This is a genomic window from Vibrio sp. 10N.239.312.D08 (assembly GCF_041466145.1).
Lineage (GTDB): Bacteria > Pseudomonadota > Gammaproteobacteria > Enterobacterales > Vibrionaceae > Vibrio > Vibrio crassostreae_C.
The window spans coordinates 81,925-97,696 of record NZ_JBFSSD010000004.1 but is presented as its reverse complement, the minus strand read 5'-3'; the positions used below and the strand labels follow the sequence as shown (position 1 = coordinate 97,696).

Genomic DNA, 15,772 nt, shown 5'->3' with positions numbered 1-15,772 from the left:
TTATTGATAAGGCTAGCTAACCAGCTGAATTAAGTTAACGGTGTCATCCTTTTACATCTGGTAAACACTCTATTTATTACATCGTTTAACACGATGTAATCTGAAGCAAAGTAGTTTACTTACTGTTCATTTTAGCTCAAATTTCCACCAACATTAGACTTTAGTCTAACTGTATAGATTTTGTGACACAGGTCGCTCAAAAGTGAGATTCCTAATAAAAAGAGGGAAAGGAGTCGGGGCGCGACTTGAAGAGGTGAAGCAAATAGAAGACAGGACTAGATAGAAGCGAACCTAAGCGACATCATCGTAGCTAGGACACATAGAGACCGTATTACGACCAGACGATTTAGATTCGTAAAGCGCAACATCGGCACACTTGTATGAGCGAGTACTGTTACTTGTTAAATCAGTAAAGCCAACACTCACCGTTACCTTAGTTCCGGCTGCCAGTTCAATCTCTATTCGCAAGCGATCCAATACGCGCTTTGCTTCTGGCAGTGAGGTGTGTGGCATCAAGAGTGCAAACTCTTCCCCTCCGACACGTGCAACAAAATCCGTCCCACGAAGACTGTCTTGCAGAAGCTTAGCAACACCAGCAATCACACGGTCACCTTCGTCGTGGCCAAGTTCATCATTGATTCGCTTGAAGTTATCGATGTCGACTAAGGCTAAGCAAGTGGTCGCTTCGTTCGGGTAACGCTCAACCAAGCGAGAATAGTAGGCCAACTGCTCTTCGAACTTTCGTCTGTTCCAGAGGTTACTCAAAGAGTCACGTTCACTTAAGATCCTCAAACGCACCTCAAGCTCCTTCCTTACGGAAATATCAACCAACGAAGTGATGTAGTAACTGACTTTGCCTGAATTGTTTTTGACCGCATGCACTCGCATGATCGCAGTAAAAGGAATACGCAGCTTGTTCTTACACTGAACCTCCCCTTCCCATACTTCTTCTTGCTCTAAATGACTCCAAATAGCCGAGCTTGAGAGCACTTGGTCGGCATTCTCAAGCAGCAACTGCAATGCATTTTGACCGATCACCTGTTTTTTGCAGTACCCAGTCATGTTCTCAAATTCGTTGTTGATCATCATTGTGCGGTGCTGCTTGTCAGAGATCATCACTGCCGACATACCATTCAATGCGGCGCGTGCCAATTTACTCTCTAGGCTTCGGCGTCGGCAGTGCGTCACCAGGTAAGCAAACGGGAAAGCGAATATCAGCACCGTAATCAGAACAATGATCTCTTCATGGGCCAAATCATCTAGATCACGCTCAGCCCGATCCATCAGTTGCTTTTGATTAAGTTGAATCAGTAAATGGACCTTTTGACTGTTCGCGAGCATAACCGTGTTAAAGGCAAACAAATTACCATCTTCAAAAACGTATCCCACCTGATCATTGGAGATCGCATCCCACGTCTTCGGCGCGATATTTTTCAGGTTATAGCCTTTTCTTTCAGGAATAGAGTCTCCGAACAACTTACCGCTGTTGTTACTCGCGATGTAATAACCCGCTTCATTAAGAACTTCTGCTCTAAGATCGTTATCTGGTGAAAAGCTCAGACGCGACGATAAGCCCCATACATCAAGATTGATGACGAGGTAGCCTACTCTTTCGTCAGGGGTTTCTACTGGGGTAAAGACACGGATTACCGGCGAATAAGGGAAGGTGACTTCACCATGCTCAGTTTCAAGCTCAATACCCCAACCGCCAATCTGTTCGGCTTCTAGTTTTTGAGCGTATTGGAAGTAGTTAGAATCCGACCTATCTTGCAGCTGTTGAGGAAACGTCACTCTACCGGTATCAGAGGAATAGTTAACACGCACCAATTCTTTGCCAGTGACATCTAACAGATGGATTTGTGTATACCACTTCTGGTTCACGAGAACAGATTGCCAGACCTCTTCAAGTAGATGTTTGGTTTGGTCTGAGGGAGAGGAAGCAAAGTTAACCAAGCTCTGGCTATGACTGAGTAGCTCCATGACCGAGACTAACTGAGTCTTGAGAAGATCATAATCTCGCTTGGCATACACTAACTGATGAACGGCTTGCTTAGCTGAGTAGTCAAAGCTCTGCTGTTTTACTTCTTTGTAGCGCTGCAAATAATACAGACATACTGCAGAAGACAATATGATAGAGATAATCAGCAATGTAATTATTGATTTTTTATTTCGCATTGCTAACTCAGATGAATGGAAGTGCAGCGCGGGATTATAGCACTCTAAAAAATTAACAAAATAAAAGCCGCTTAAAAAAGCGGCTTTAAAGTTATTTTTTAAAGACTTATCGTCTAGGCTTTCAACGCACGTTCGCCTCGTGCGATGCCAACAACACCACTTCGAGCTACTTCAAGCACTTCCGTCACTTCAGACAGCGCCTGAATGAAGGCATCCAGTTTCTCGCTAGTACCCGCCATTTGAACCGTATATTGAGAAGCCGTAACATCAACGATCTGACCACGGAAGATATCCGCTGTGCGCTTCACTTCCGCACGAGCAAAGCCGCTCGCACGTACTTTTACCATCAACAGCTCACGTTCAATGTGTTCAAGTTCAGACACTTCTTGTACTTTAAGTACGTCGATTAGCTTATGCAGTTGTTTCTGAATCTGCTCAAGCTGCATTTCGCTCGAGTTAGTAGTGACGTTCAAACGAGACAGCGTAGGATCATCGGTTGGAGATACGTTCAAAGACTCGATGTTGTAGCCACGCTGAGAAAACAAGCCAACCACACGAGAAAGCGCACCAGGTTGGTTTTCCATTAGTAGTGAAATAATGTGTCTCATATTATGTTCTCTCCGTTTTGCTTAGCCACATGTTATCCATACCCTCGCCTTTGATCTGCATTGGGTATACGTGCTCGGTGTCATCCACACTAATATCGACAAATACCAAACGGTCTTTCATCGCCAGTGCTTTTTCCAAACCTGATTCCAATTCATCCGGAGATGAAATGCGCATACCAACGTGGCCATAAGCCTCAGCGATAGCAGCAAAATCAGGAACAGAGTCCATATATGAGTTAGAGTAACGGCCTTGATAAACAATGTCTTGCCACTGTTTTACCATGCCTAGGAAACGGTTGTTAAGGTTAATAATCTTAACCGGGATATTGTATTGCAGCGCAGTCGACAGCTCTTGGATATTCATTTGAATGCTGCCGTCACCGGTTACCACAACCACCTCTTCATCTGGTTTAGCAAACTTAACGCCCATACCTGCAGGTAGACCAAAACCCATCGTGCCTAGACCACCGGAGTTAATCCAACGGCGTGGCTTGTTAAACGGGTAATACAAAGCAGCAAACATTTGGTGTTGGCCTACATCAGAAGCAACATAAGCATCGCCATTGGTTACTTTATGCAGTGTTTCAATAACTTGTTGTGGCTTAATTCTCTCAGATGATTTCTCATAAGCTAAACAGTCGCGTTCTTGCCACTGTTTAATTTCACTCCACCAGCTTTCCATCGCTTGCGCATCGTTACTTCCACCTTGTTCAACAAGCAGGTTGACCATGCTCTCTAGAACTTTCTCCGCTGAGCCTACAATCGGTAGGTCCACTTTCACGTTCTTAGAGATAGAAGATGGATCGATATCAATGTGCATGATCTTCGCATCAGGGCAGTACTTATCCAGGTTATTGGTCGTTCGATCATCGAAACGCACGCCAATACCAAAGATCAAATCTGCGTTGTGCATTGCCATGTTGGCTTCATACAAACCGTGCATGCCCAACATACCCAAAGAGTTTCTATGGGTGCCCGGAAAAGCGCCAAGCCCCATTAGGGTGCTAACCACGGGTAAATTCAATGCCTCTGCTAATGTTAACAGTGGCTTATCAGCCTCAGAAATAACCGCACCACCACCGACATAAAGTACTGGCTTCTTCGCTTCAAGGAGTGCTTTTAATGCTTTCTTGATTTGACCTTTATGACCCGTAACCGTTGGGTTATACGAACGCATCTTCAGCGTTTCTGGGTATTCATAAGGAAGCTTGATTTGTGGGTTTAAAATGTCTTTAGGCAGATCAATAACCACAGGACCAGGACGTCCTGTCGTTGAAATATAGAATGCTTTTTTAACGACTTCAGGGATATCTTCCGCTTTCTTCACGAGGAAGCTGTGCTTAACGATCGGACGGGATACGCCCACGATGTCACACTCTTGAAAGGCGTCGTTACCAATAAGGTTATTTGGTACGTTACCAGAAATAACAATCATTGGGATTGAGTCCATGTAGGCTGTTGCGATACCAGTAACGGTATTGGTTGCGCCTGGACCAGAACATACCAGTACTACACCAGGTTTACCGGTAGAACGAGTATAGCCATCGGCCATATGGGTCGCGGCTTGTTCGTGTCTTACTAATACGTGTTTAATTTCAGCAGTTTTAGCATGCAGTGCATCATAGATATCAAGTACAGAACCACCTGGGTAACCAAAGATTTGTTCTACACCCTCTTCAATTAGAGACTGCACCACCATCTCAGCGCCGGATAACATTTCAGCGCCGGATGACATGGCTGTTTCAGGTTTTGTTGTCATATTGCTCTCCTCACCAGTTTCCAATCATATTTGGTGAACATGTTGGGCTGGTTTTTCATAGTCTAGGGCTTATTCGTAGCCTAATTCGAAATACTTCCACTTTTTCGGCTATGGCTGTCTGTCGTGATAACAACAAACAGTAATACGAAACAACTTTAACGCTTTATTATCATCTGGTCTAACACCTGTTATTCGGCAACTGTGCCAAAAAACCAACTATTAGCTCAAAGCATTAAATAAAACCCAACTCAGCCCCCCACGCCAGGTTTAAACACTAGTTAGCGAACAAAAAAAAGCACTTAATATTTTAATAGATCGCTATTTATCGATAAACCGCGAGCTTGCTGGTGTGCGCTTTCGCACATTGTGCTGTGTCATTAGATACAAAAAATCCCCCTAAAAATGCAATCACATTCGTAGGGGGATTTTTAAACAACTGAAAATTTATCTAAGCAGAAAACTACTTATCTTTAGGCTTTTCGTTGTACATTTCTTCGATTTCGTCTTGATACTTATCGTTGATAACTTTACGACGCAATTTTTGAGTTGGTGTCAGTTCACCATCATCCATAGAAAATGCTTTTGGTAGCAGTTTGAATTTCTTCACTTGCTCAAACTTAGCCAGTTCTTGCTGTAGGTCATTCACACGCTTTTCTAGCATCTCGACGATTTGGTGGTGCTTAACAAGTTCAACGCGATCGTGATACTTGATATTAAGCTCTTTGGCGTACTCTTCTAGCGAGTCATAACAAGGAACAATCAGCGCAGAAACGAATTTGCGTGTGTCAGCGATAACAGCAATCTGTTCGATAAAGTGATCTTTACCAATCGCACCTTCAACCACTTGCGGGGCAATATACTTACCACCAGAAGTTTTCATCAGCTCTTTGATACGATCAGTAATGAACAGGTTACCATTTTCATCAAAATGACCCGCATCACCGGTTTTCAAGAAACCGTGCTCATCGAATGTCTTAGCTGTCTCTTCTGGCATCTTGTAGTAGCCACGCATCACCATTGGACCGCGAACAAGAATCTCGTCCTTAGCACCAATTTTTACTTCTGCGCCCGGCATCGACATACCAATCGAATCAGGGTTAAAACAGCGATCATCCCAACAAGATACTGTTGCCGTGGTTTCTGTCATGCCGTAGCCAAGTTTTACGTTAATGCCGATAGCATGGAAGAAACGACCAATCGTCTCATCAAGCTTCGCGCCACCACATGGCATGAAGTTGATGTTACCGCCGAGTAGAGCGCGCAGTTTAGATAGCACAAGCTTATCAGCTAGCGCATGGCTCTTCTTCAGCATCAACGATGGAGTACGACCTTCTTGGTGACAAACAGAGAGTTTCGCTCCCATGTTCACCGCCCAAGTAAATAGAACCTTGCGGATAAACGGCGCTTTCGAAACCTTCTCGTGAATCGCAGAGAAAATCTTCTCGTAGAAACGTGGAACCGCACACATTACGGTTGGCTTCACGTCGCTCAGCGCGTCACGCACCTGCATGGTATCTTGCAAGTAACAGTTGGTTGCGCCTTTATAGAGAACGTAGAACGTCCACGCACGCTCAAATACGTGAGATAGAGGTAAGAAACACAATGAGACATCGTCTTTGCTTAAACTTAGACGCTCGTCATGGCCTTCTAATTGATAGCCAATATTGGTGTAATCAAGCATTACGCCTTTCGGCTGGCCAGTAGTACCAGAGGTATAGATAAGAGTCAGTAAGTCGTCCATGCTTGCATCTGCAAGACGAGCATCAAGTTCAGCTTGCTGAGCTTCAACACCGCGCGCCATGAAATCAGCCCAAGATACCGCAAAGCTATGGCCTTGAAGATCGATATCATCAGACATCGCGACAACCACTTCTAGCTGTTCACACTCTTCGAATAGGCTCACCGCCGCGTCAAATTGAACTTGCTCACCAACGAATAAGATCTTCACATCCGCATTTTGGATGATGTAAGACGACTGTGCTGCTGTGTTGGTTGGATAAATCGGCACAGTCACAAGACGAGCTTGTAAAGATGCAAAATCTGCCACGGTCCATTGAGGCATATTATTTGAATAGATACCGATCTTATCTTGAACTCTCAGTCCCTGAGCCAATAGTGCTAATGAAAGCGTATCGATTTGTTGTCCAAACTGTTCCCAGCTAATGCCTTGCCATACATTGTCTACTTTGTGCTTCAAAGCTGTACGGTTGCCGCCTTGGGCAATTTGGTCACGAAGTCTTTTTACGATATGAAAATCTAAATTGGCCATCTCTTTACCTTTAGGCTTACACCTGTAAGCTTTTTTGAGCGCACAAGTGTACCTCTGATCATGGAAAAGGCAACTGATGAAGCTCAAAGTTATAAGTAATAGTACGTCTCACGCTAAGTTTTCTACCTACTAAAATAGCGCGCATAAAAAAGCCCTAAGCCAGTCTCCTAGCTTAGGGCTTATAAATCATAGGGATTAGTGTCTAGTTAAGTGCCACTACTTCGCCACAGATCATCATTAACTGATCTCGTAACCAAATGTGTCCTTTATCCTTTTCACTTGATTCGTGCCAGCTTAGGAAGCCAGAAATCGCCGCATTATCGAATGGGAAATCTAGAATCTGAAGCTGCTCTTTGTTTGCTGCATGTTCTACCATCCAACGAGGAGCAATTGTTACTAGTTCAGATTGGCCTACAACGTAAAGAACGTTGCTCAAGCTCGTACCTTCGTAGAAAGGCGTGCAATCTAGGTCACGGTAAGCTTGCTCAGAGAAGCTACGTTGACCATGGATGCGAGACAGTTTTGCGTGCTTTTCGTTAAGCAGCTCTGCCGCAGAAACTTCACCGTTGATACGTGGGTGAGAAGCAGAAGCAACCACAACTAATTCGTCTTGGAAGATTTCAGTGCTTGAGAAGCCTTGCTCATCAAAACGAGCGTAATCAATAACGAAGTCGATTTCTTGGTAGCGCATACGCTCAGAAAGTTGACGATCGAATTCAGCATCCATGTGCAGTTTCACGCTAGGTGCTTGCTCGTTGATTGTCGACATAATCTTAGGAGCAAAACGCATATCACAAGGGCTGCAAATCGCTAGTTTGAACAGGCGAGAAGACGACTCTGGAGAGAACACAGAACTTGGTAGTTCGTTGCGTACTAACTGTAGCGCTTGGCGGATTGGACCAAACAACTGACGAGCACGTTGAGTCGGTTGAATACCACGACCTTGACGCATGAATAGTTCGTCGTTAAACATCACTTTTAGACGAGCAACAGCGTTACTTACAGCAGGCTGAGACATACCCAGATTGTGAGCTGCACGTGTAATGTTTTGCTCTTGCATAACTGCATCAAATACAGTCAAAAGATTTAAGTCGACTCCACGAAGTGTGCTTTCCATTCTGTAGCTTGCAATAGCACTCATTGCGTCTTTCTTATCTAACATTCAAGTTGCCTCTTGTCGGTTCGACAGCGTTAAATTGGTAATGGTATGAGAATAGATAACCACTAATTCTTATATTTATCAGACCGATGTTTTTCGGATTGACATTACTATTAACCAATGCATCTCGAGCTACCAACAAGATTGATAAAGAATAATTTTATTTTACCTTAATGATTAAACAACATCTAAAAATCAATTATTTATAGAGTTATAAAAAAACATAAAATGCGTCACTTATGAGTTTAATTTCGACTTATTTAGCTGTTCTATCGTTTGGTTACATTTGTTACAATTTATTGAGCTCGTGAATTGTTCAACCGGCCAATTCAGAAATAGCACTTATGAGTTAGGTGAGCGATGCATAACTTGGAAAGTCGACCTTGTCCCAAAGTTGCTTTCTTAAATCATCTTGATTAGACCAATTCCCTGCTAATACCCACTCAACGAGTGCACTTGCCACGTCTGGATAGGTGACCACTTCGGCCTGTTTTTCACTGAGCCAAGCGCGCAAGATAGCCGCATCTAAAAACGTCATGGTTTGAGCTAACCCAAGGGCCTCTAGCGTCGCCACATTGCTCTGTTGTTCGAACTGTCCTTCGAGTGGTTTGAGAAGCAATTTCTTCCCCAAAGTTAGGGCTTCAGATGGCAATTCAAAGCCGCCATTTGCGACCACACCAGAGCACTGATTGAGGTCGAATTGAAAGCCCGCATGACTCAGTGGTTTGAACTCAATATTTTCAACTCGGCTATGCTCAATCACATCCGGGTGGTAACAGACAAAGTTTTGCGAAATGAACTTCATCAGCAGCTCTGAGATCGACTCAAGATCCTCAAATGGCAAATAGACCAACGTAAAGTCTTGTGCTGTTTTGGTTTGTTGCTCACCAACCAGCGTGTGAACGATAGGCGGCAAAATCGGCTGTTCAAAGTGATACCAGTGCAAGCCAATAGAGTGCTCGGTTGGGGCGAAATGTTGAATCACTGAATGTTCAATCCAGTTGCCCCCTTCTTTGGGTACATCATAACGAAACGCATTCTGGTGGCTTATCCCAATGCATGGCACACCTTGTCTCTTAGCCGCCCATGCAGTGACAGGCTCAAAATCATTAATCACTAAGTCATAAGGCGTAAGATCGATCTGGTTAATCTCACGGAGAAATCGCCAGATGTTGTTCTTCATGAATGTTTTGCCGTATTTAACCTGCCCCTGCTCGCTGTAAAAAGTTAAGCCGCTGCGGGTCTGATAGTTGCCAAACGCTTCCATCGAAAAGTATTTGCTCTCATCTCGCCCAGAGAACAGAAAATCGACATCAATATTTTTCTGACGAAAAGCGACGGCCATTGCTCTCGCTCGAGCGATGTGCCCATTTCCTGTGCCTTGTACGCCATATAAAATTTTCATGCATGTTCCTTTAAGTTTGCCACTTAAACTCGGCAGTGGTTGCCAACAAAATAATTACAGGATGAAGCTGATAGCAAGGCTAGTACAAGCGATGCCCAAAGCTGCGCCAATCAGTACGTCCGTTAAAAAGTGCACACCGAGCAGGATTCGAGAGCCTGCAATCGCAGTTGCCCACACCAAGCTAAAGAGGTACAAGCTCGGATAGAAATGCCCGATTAGGGTCGCCATAACAAAAGCAGCAGCGGAATGCCCTGAAGGCAGACTGTATTTATCGGATGGCACAATATGAGAGTGAAGTAGTGAAGAGAATTCAGCTGGTCGACGGCGCTTGAGGGTATTTTTAGCAAACCAGTAAATAGGCAGTTCGATTACGAAGGCGGTTAAGCCCACCAAAAGAAAGTCTCGACCGGTGTTGCTATCGACCAGCAGTGCAATCAAGGCAATCAAAACATAAAGGTGTCCATCTCCAGTATGAGACACCGCCTTACTGAGTGTCGCCTGTTGTCCGCTATAACGGCTCTTTAAACAGAAAACAGAAAATGCCACATCCCAGCGGACAATAGGTTCGATAGTACGCATACAATCTCCTTAACAATCCTTATTCAGTTAAGGCTCAAGTTATGCTCCTGAAATGACAGTTAAGTGACGTTTTGAATGAACTAAAATGAATTTTGAGGCGAATTGACCGCTTTCGCTAAGCAAACTGATGAGGCCTAGAAACTGTCGATAAAAATAAAGCGACCCAAGGCCGCTTTATTCTTCTATGTTTTTACTTCTTTATATAAGCAAGCAAACGCTACTTCTATCGTGTTAATGGTTATAGCGTTCGCTAATGATAATAGTGCTCGCTAATGATAATAGCGCTAAAGGCTATAGCACTAAAAGTTATAGCGCTAATGGCTCGTGCTTTTTCACCAAACCGAAATCCGCCAATATCGCGTAGGCCGCTGGGATCATAAACAGCACCAATAAGGTTGAAGCAAATATGCCAAACACAATCGAAATAACCAATGGCTGGATAACCTGAGCCTGCAAGCTGGTTTCCGTCAACAGCGGTAGCAAACCAGCTGCGGTCGTCATTGAGGTCAAAAATACCGCTCGGAAACGCTCGCGACTGGCTTTCACCACCGAGTCATGCACGCTATCTCCCTCATCGACATGGTGACGAATGTACTGCACCAACAAGATGGAATCATTAACCACAATCCCGGCAAGCGACACGAAGCCCATCATGCTTGGCATACTCAAAGAGTGCCCAAGTATCCAGTGCCCAACCACCACCCCAATAAAGGCGAGTGGAATGGCTAGCATTACGACCACAGGCTCTAAGTAGCTTCGGAATTGATAGCTAAGAATCGCAAACACGCCGAATAAGCCGAGCAAGAAGCCTTTGCCCATCGAGGCTCCAGTCTTAGCCGCATCTTTGGCTTCCCCTTCGAAATCAAAGCGTAGACCCGGGTACTTCTGAATAAGTTTGGCGGCTTCATCTTTTTGGAACTGAGCCAAGATCGCGGATGAACTCGCTTTCTTGTTATCAATATCACCAAAGATACTGATGGTTCTCAGCCCATCAATACGCTGAATTCGCACGTAATTACGTTGGAAATCTAACGTCGCCAACGTTGCTAGCGGGATCTGACTGCCATCTGCGGTGATGATCGGGAAGTTGGCCAGCTGCTGTATGTCGCCCGCTTGCTCTTTATCAAGACGCACTTCAATCGAGATATTCTCAACACCGATTTGAATCTCATCCGCTGTCTGACCAAAGAAAGCCGCACGCAATTGGGAAGCAATCATCTGCCCATTCACATTGTAGGTTTCGGCTCCAGGGCGCAGCTTAACCAAAATCTCTTCTTTACCCATGCGCATATCATCAAGCACGCCGTGCACCCCATCGAACTGATTAAGGTACTCCTGAATATCCAAAGAAGCGGATTTCAATGCGCTCAGGTCATCGTGTTTGGCGCGGATTTCAATAGCACGACCGCCCGGCCCCATAGTCGGTTGCTTGAACACCAATGAAATAGGATCCGCTAAATCGCCAATATCCTCTCGCCACGCATCAATGAAATCATCGATAACCGTATTACGACTCTCTGCTCCGCGTAAATCTAAGCGCACTGTGGCTAAGTGCGGGCCGGATTCATTGGCATCGGCGTTAGCATTGAATTGGCTAGTTATGTGCTCGACCAGTGTATTGCCTTCTTCGACCTCTTCGCTCCACTGCGCATTTAAACGCTCGGCTGATGCAACAATTTTGTCGACCACTATCTCGGTTTGAGACAGTGACGCCCCCGGCGGAAGAATGATACGCGCCTCGGCAATATCGCCATCCAACTCAGGGAACGGTTGGAATTTGACAACACCACCAGCAATCAAGGCGACCGAAAGTAACAACAGCGTAATCACTCCGCCCATAAAGGCATAACGGAAGGTCACGACTTTCTCAACCATGTTCATCAAAGTGGTATTACGAAAGTTCTCGAATTTCTCAAGTAACACAACCTTAAAACGCAGCGCTGGCTTGTCATTCTTTTCTTTATGTAATGAATGAGATAGGTGATTAGGTAGAATCAAGAAGGCTTCAATCAAGCTCAACGACAGCACCAAAATCAAGACTTGAGGAACGGCCTTAAGCACCGCGCCCATCTCACCATCAAGAAACAGTAAACTACCGAAAATACACACCGTGGTTAGGAAAGAAGACAACACTCCGGGAAGCACCTTCTTAACACCGTTGTACACCGCATCGTCAACGTTTTGCCCCCGATCTAAATGGGAGGCTATCGATTCGGCGATCACGATGGCGTCATCCATCATAATACCGATTGCCATCAACAACCCGACCAGCGACATAATGTTAATCGACAAACCAAGGTTGGCCATTAAGAACAAGCCACCAAGGAAGGCAACTGGCAACCCTGCCGCCACCCAAAATGAATAACGTAAGCTGAAGAACAGCCACATGGTGGCGAACACCAGCACAATACCTTGCCAGCCATTGCTCACCATCATGGTTAGACGATCCCAAAGCACAGATGAGAGATCGTTGGTCATTTGTAGTGTCACGCCATCAGGAGCAATCGCGCTTTGATCTTCAACGAATCGTGTTACGTTCTCTTTGATTCGCAGCGCATCGTCTTCTTTGTTCTTACTGATCTTAAGCAGCGCTGAAGGCTTGCCATCAAATAGCACCTTTTGCTCATCAAGCTCAAAGCGGTCGGTTATTTTGGCTATGTCTCTCAAACGAATCACCGAGCCATTAGGCGCAGATCCAACCACGATGCTTTCCAGCTCAACAGGCGTAACTCGTCTCTCGTCGAAACGAATCAGAAAGTTTTTGTCTGGTGTTTCAACGTTACCACTCGGCAGTTTTACATTCTGTCGACCAATTTGATCCGCGATATCACCGACACTCAAACCCAACTGACGAATAGCTTGGGTATCCAGTTCCACTCGATATTGATGATCCGAGAAGCCGCTAACCTCGACCAAAGAGACATCGTAATCAAGCTTCATGGTGCGCTTAAGATCTTCCGCGTAGGCCTTAAGTTCTGGCCACGACGTTTCGGCTGTTATAGCGATATCGACAACCGGTTCATTCCAATCTAGCTCTTGAACAACAGGCGATTCAATCTCAGTTGGGAAATCATTGATCGAGTTGATCTGGGTTTGCACATCCACCAGCATTCGGCCGATGTCCGCTTTTTCATTTAACTTTAGAATTAAACGAGCGCTGCCTTCGATGGCTTCACACTGAGTTTCTTCAATGTTGGCTAAGCCGTCTACTGCATCTTCCATTCGCACACACAAGCTCTCTTCCACTTCTTGTGGAGAGGCGCCGGGATAAACAATCGCAGCCATAATGTAAGGCGGATCGTAAGCGGGGAAGGTTTCACGTTTGATGGTTGATAGTGAGCTTATACCCAAGATCAACAACCCAAGCATCAACAAGTTTGCTGCTGTTGGGTGCCGAGAGAAAAACTTGATCATGACGCACTCTCCTGAGTATCTGATTCAAGCTCAGCCTCTTCAGAGTTGGACTCTCTCAGTAACATGCCTTCTATTGCTGGCAGGACATCATTGAGAACCAGTTTATCTCCAGTTTGTAGCTCTCCACTCACAACCACTTGATTGTCTCTGCGATAAAGCACTTCAACATTGACCACTTGCAAACGCTGGTTGTCATCCATCAGGTAAACCTTATCACCATGCAGTGCTCGCTCTGGAACCACCCAACTTAGATTGGCGACACCCTCAATCTCAGCTTTGACAAACATACCGTTAACCAAAGGCGTCGCGCTGTCTGGTTGCAATTGTGAGTAATCTTGAGCGATCTCGAGAATAATCCCCGCCGTCGCTTGGTTTTCATCAACTGTTTCGCTGATTCTTGCCACCTTCGCTGGCCAACTGAGGTTCAGGTTGCCGCTGTTAAGTTGAATGCTTGCTTTGATTGGCGCTTCATAAGGATTAGGGATTCCTGCAGCATCGCGAGGAAATTGGTTAAAGCTGGAGGCTAAAGTTTGCATATCGTGAATAGAAAGTTGCGCCTCTACTTCCATGACATTAATCCCGTGAGCAATAAACATCTCCTGCTGAAGGTTAACTACTTGATTTTGTTCGATATCAACCTGAGCAATTCGCATCGCTCTTGGCAAAGTGATCGTGGTCTTATCGAGAGAGCGCTGCGCCTCTTTTACCTTAGACACGTTGACCTTAATCACCGCTTCCGCAACACGCTTTTCATCTGGCATCAACGCGATTTGGTTCGCGATATCTAATACCAACTTCTGCTGAGACAATGCGCTTTGTTGTTGCAGGTCGACATCCGATTGAGAGGTGAGCCCTTTCTTACGCAGATCCTGTTTACGTTGTAGCTCTTTATTGCTGATCACCAAACGATTCTTTTCGATCTTAAGAGTCTGATTAAGGTTGTCTTCTTCTTGATTCAATTTCGCTAATGAGGTTTGGCTTGATTTTAGATCCGCCTCTGCTTGTATCAGTTTCAATTCGTAATCCAATGGATCAACCTTGAGCACGACCGTTCCTGCAGGGATCACCTGGCCTTTTTCAAGATCTGGATGTCGATACACGATCTGTCCTGTCACCTCAGCAATCGCTTTCCATTCAACTTTAGGCACTACTTTGCCAAAGCCGACCGCTAACGGCGCTATCAGTTGTTGTTCTAGGCTCACAGTATCAACTAAGCGAGCCCTATCACCCGCAGGTTTGGTTGGAAGATCCGGCTTCAAGTTAATCGCGGCGACAAGGCCAATAACACCAACCGCAAGTGCTGGAAAGAAGAGTAGTTTTTTATTTATTTTCATTATCTTTGGTCCTGCACGGAAGAAGGGCTCGGTGCGTTAATAAAGCCTTCAGTCATCAATTGAATGTTGTGTTCGATTAAACGATTAAGAAATTCTTCATTAATCTCAATCCCATGAATTGCCAATAAAGGCGGCGGAGCGATGAAAGGAAACACCATCAAGCTTACATACGAAATACGGCACAATTTTGGATCCATGTTCTGTTTTAAGATGCCTTGTTCAACCAACTTTTCAAAAATGACATCTTGGGCTGGCTTTGCAACATCGAGGAAAACCTTTTCGAGCAACTCTCTTTGCACTTCAGAGGGAGGCATATTCATCACTTGGGCTATCAAGCGAGGAAACTTCGGCACTTTGACCATCTCTTTGTAGTAAGTCCGCATTAAATCAAGAAAGTTCTCATGACTGCTTTCATCAACGAGTCTCTGCATTTGTAATTGCATAGGGCGTAATGTTTCACGCAGCATCGCCTCAAACAATCCGGCTTTACTGCCAAAGTAATAGCGAATCATCGCAATATTCACACCCGCTCGCTCAGCAACTAAGCGAGTCGATACCTTGTCGTACGGTTGAACCACGAACAGATCTCGAGCGTGCTCAATGAGTAACTGCCGTACATCTAGATTCTGTTGAGGTCGCCCTGCTTTACGCGCTGCCATCACTGAGACCTATCCCTATAATTAATCACACGATTAATTATAGGGATAAATCGACATGGTTGTAGAAGATTAATTACTCACTATTTAATCAAATGATTAATTAATTTAGCCACCCTTTTAATTTTATTGGTGAATCGTTCCATCAAAAAGATTTACTACAAAGTTTTAACCTACACATCAGCCAAACGATAAACTAACCGCCCAGTACAAAACACTCAATCAGCTGATAACACCAGCAAACAACACGCAAGCAGCACAAACCAAAAAAAAACACCGCCAAAGCACGCTGATATTGGATTTTCTTGTTTGACGCTCAGAATAAATTGCGGTAAATATGGTGTTAACAGTTTATTTACGGATATTTGTGTAATGATTTTTTCTTCTTCTCGACTGCTGAAACTTCTCCTTATC

At 44.8% G+C, this 15,772-nt stretch carries 10 protein-coding genes; all 10 read right to left on the bottom strand.

What is annotated here, in order from left to right; translation table 11 throughout:
• Positions 1 to 291: 291 nt before the first annotated feature.
• Positions 292 to 2,175: a diguanylate cyclase gene (locus AB6D58_RS03715; protein ID WP_372098538.1), complete on the bottom strand. Its 1,884-nt coding sequence runs from the start codon at positions 2,173 to 2,175 to the stop codon at positions 292 to 294.
• Positions 2,176 to 2,288: 113 nt separating this feature from the next.
• The gene (ilvN, locus tag AB6D58_RS03710; protein ID WP_008219984.1) at positions 2,289 to 2,783 is read right to left on the bottom strand and encodes an acetolactate synthase small subunit; all 495 of its coding nucleotides are present in this window, start codon (positions 2,781 to 2,783) and stop codon (positions 2,289 to 2,291) included.
• 1 nt (position 2,784) lies between these two features.
• Complete coding sequence (locus AB6D58_RS03705) at positions 2,785 to 4,542, bottom strand: acetolactate synthase 3 large subunit (RefSeq protein ID WP_372156513.1); 1,758 nt, start codon at positions 4,540 to 4,542, stop codon at positions 2,785 to 2,787.
• 460 nt (positions 4,543 to 5,002) lie between these two features.
• Positions 5,003 to 6,811: a long-chain fatty acid--CoA ligase gene (locus tag AB6D58_RS03700; protein ID WP_136979308.1), complete on the bottom strand. Its 1,809-nt coding sequence runs from the start codon at positions 6,809 to 6,811 to the stop codon at positions 5,003 to 5,005.
• A gap of 202 nt (positions 6,812 to 7,013) precedes the next feature.
• Positions 7,014 to 7,973 carry a transcriptional regulator LeuO gene (gene leuO / locus AB6D58_RS03695; RefSeq protein ID WP_017061397.1) on the bottom strand — a complete coding sequence of 320 codons (960 nt, stop codon included), beginning with the start codon at positions 7,971 to 7,973 and terminating at the stop codon, positions 7,014 to 7,016.
• Between the two features lie 346 nt (positions 7,974 to 8,319).
• On the bottom strand, positions 8,320 to 9,375 hold the full coding sequence (locus tag AB6D58_RS03690; RefSeq protein ID WP_372098537.1) for an MJ1255/VC2487 family glycosyltransferase: 1,056 nt from the start codon (positions 9,373 to 9,375) through the stop codon (positions 8,320 to 8,322).
• 54 nt (positions 9,376 to 9,429) lie between these two features.
• Positions 9,430 to 9,954 carry a phosphatase PAP2 family protein gene (locus tag AB6D58_RS03685; RefSeq protein ID WP_136979306.1) on the bottom strand — a complete coding sequence of 175 codons (525 nt, stop codon included), beginning with the start codon at positions 9,952 to 9,954 and terminating at the stop codon, positions 9,430 to 9,432.
• 306 nt (positions 9,955 to 10,260) lie between these two features.
• Positions 10,261 to 13,368 (bottom strand): efflux RND transporter permease subunit, encoded by a 3,108-nt coding sequence (locus AB6D58_RS03680; protein WP_372156512.1) that lies wholly within the window; start codon positions 13,366 to 13,368, stop codon positions 10,261 to 10,263.
• The gene (locus AB6D58_RS03675; protein ID WP_050053092.1) at positions 13,365 to 14,702 is read right to left on the bottom strand and encodes an efflux RND transporter periplasmic adaptor subunit; all 1,338 of its coding nucleotides are present in this window, start codon (positions 14,700 to 14,702) and stop codon (positions 13,365 to 13,367) included. The genes AB6D58_RS03680 and AB6D58_RS03675 overlap by 4 nt, the downstream gene beginning before the upstream one ends.
• The gene (locus AB6D58_RS03670; RefSeq protein ID WP_017062933.1) at positions 14,702 to 15,361 is read right to left on the bottom strand and encodes a TetR/AcrR family transcriptional regulator; all 660 of its coding nucleotides are present in this window, start codon (positions 15,359 to 15,361) and stop codon (positions 14,702 to 14,704) included. The genes AB6D58_RS03675 and AB6D58_RS03670 overlap by 1 nt, the downstream gene beginning before the upstream one ends.
• Positions 15,362 to 15,772: the final 411 nt, after the last annotated feature.

Excerpts from the sequence above, each read along its gene's own strand:
- AB6D58_RS03715 (WP_372098538.1), bottom strand. The coding sequence starts at position 2,175 with ATGCGAAATAAAAAATCAATAATTACATTGCTGATTATCTCTATCATA.
- ilvN (WP_008219984.1), bottom strand. The coding sequence starts at position 2,783 with ATGAGACACATTATTTCACTACTAATGGAAAACCAACCTGGTGCGCTT.
- AB6D58_RS03705 (WP_372156513.1), bottom strand. The coding sequence starts at position 4,542 with ATGACAACAAAACCTGAAACAGCCATGTCATCCGGCGCTGAAATGTTA.
- AB6D58_RS03700 (WP_136979308.1), bottom strand. The coding sequence starts at position 6,811 with ATGGCCAATTTAGATTTTCATATCGTAAAAAGACTTCGTGACCAAATT.
- leuO (WP_017061397.1), bottom strand. The coding sequence starts at position 7,973 with ATGTTAGATAAGAAAGACGCAATGAGTGCTATTGCAAGCTACAGAATG.
- AB6D58_RS03690 (WP_372098537.1), bottom strand. The coding sequence starts at position 9,375 with ATGAAAATTTTATATGGCGTACAAGGCACAGGAAATGGGCACATCGCT.
- AB6D58_RS03685 (WP_136979306.1), bottom strand. The coding sequence starts at position 9,954 with ATGCGTACTATCGAACCTATTGTCCGCTGGGATGTGGCATTTTCTGTT.
- AB6D58_RS03680 (WP_372156512.1), bottom strand. The coding sequence starts at position 13,368 with ATGATCAAGTTTTTCTCTCGGCACCCAACAGCAGCAAACTTGTTGATG.
- AB6D58_RS03675 (WP_050053092.1), bottom strand. The coding sequence starts at position 14,702 with ATGAAAATAAATAAAAAACTACTCTTCTTTCCAGCACTTGCGGTTGGT.
- AB6D58_RS03670 (WP_017062933.1), bottom strand. The coding sequence starts at position 15,361 with ATGGCAGCGCGTAAAGCAGGGCGACCTCAACAGAATCTAGATGTACGG.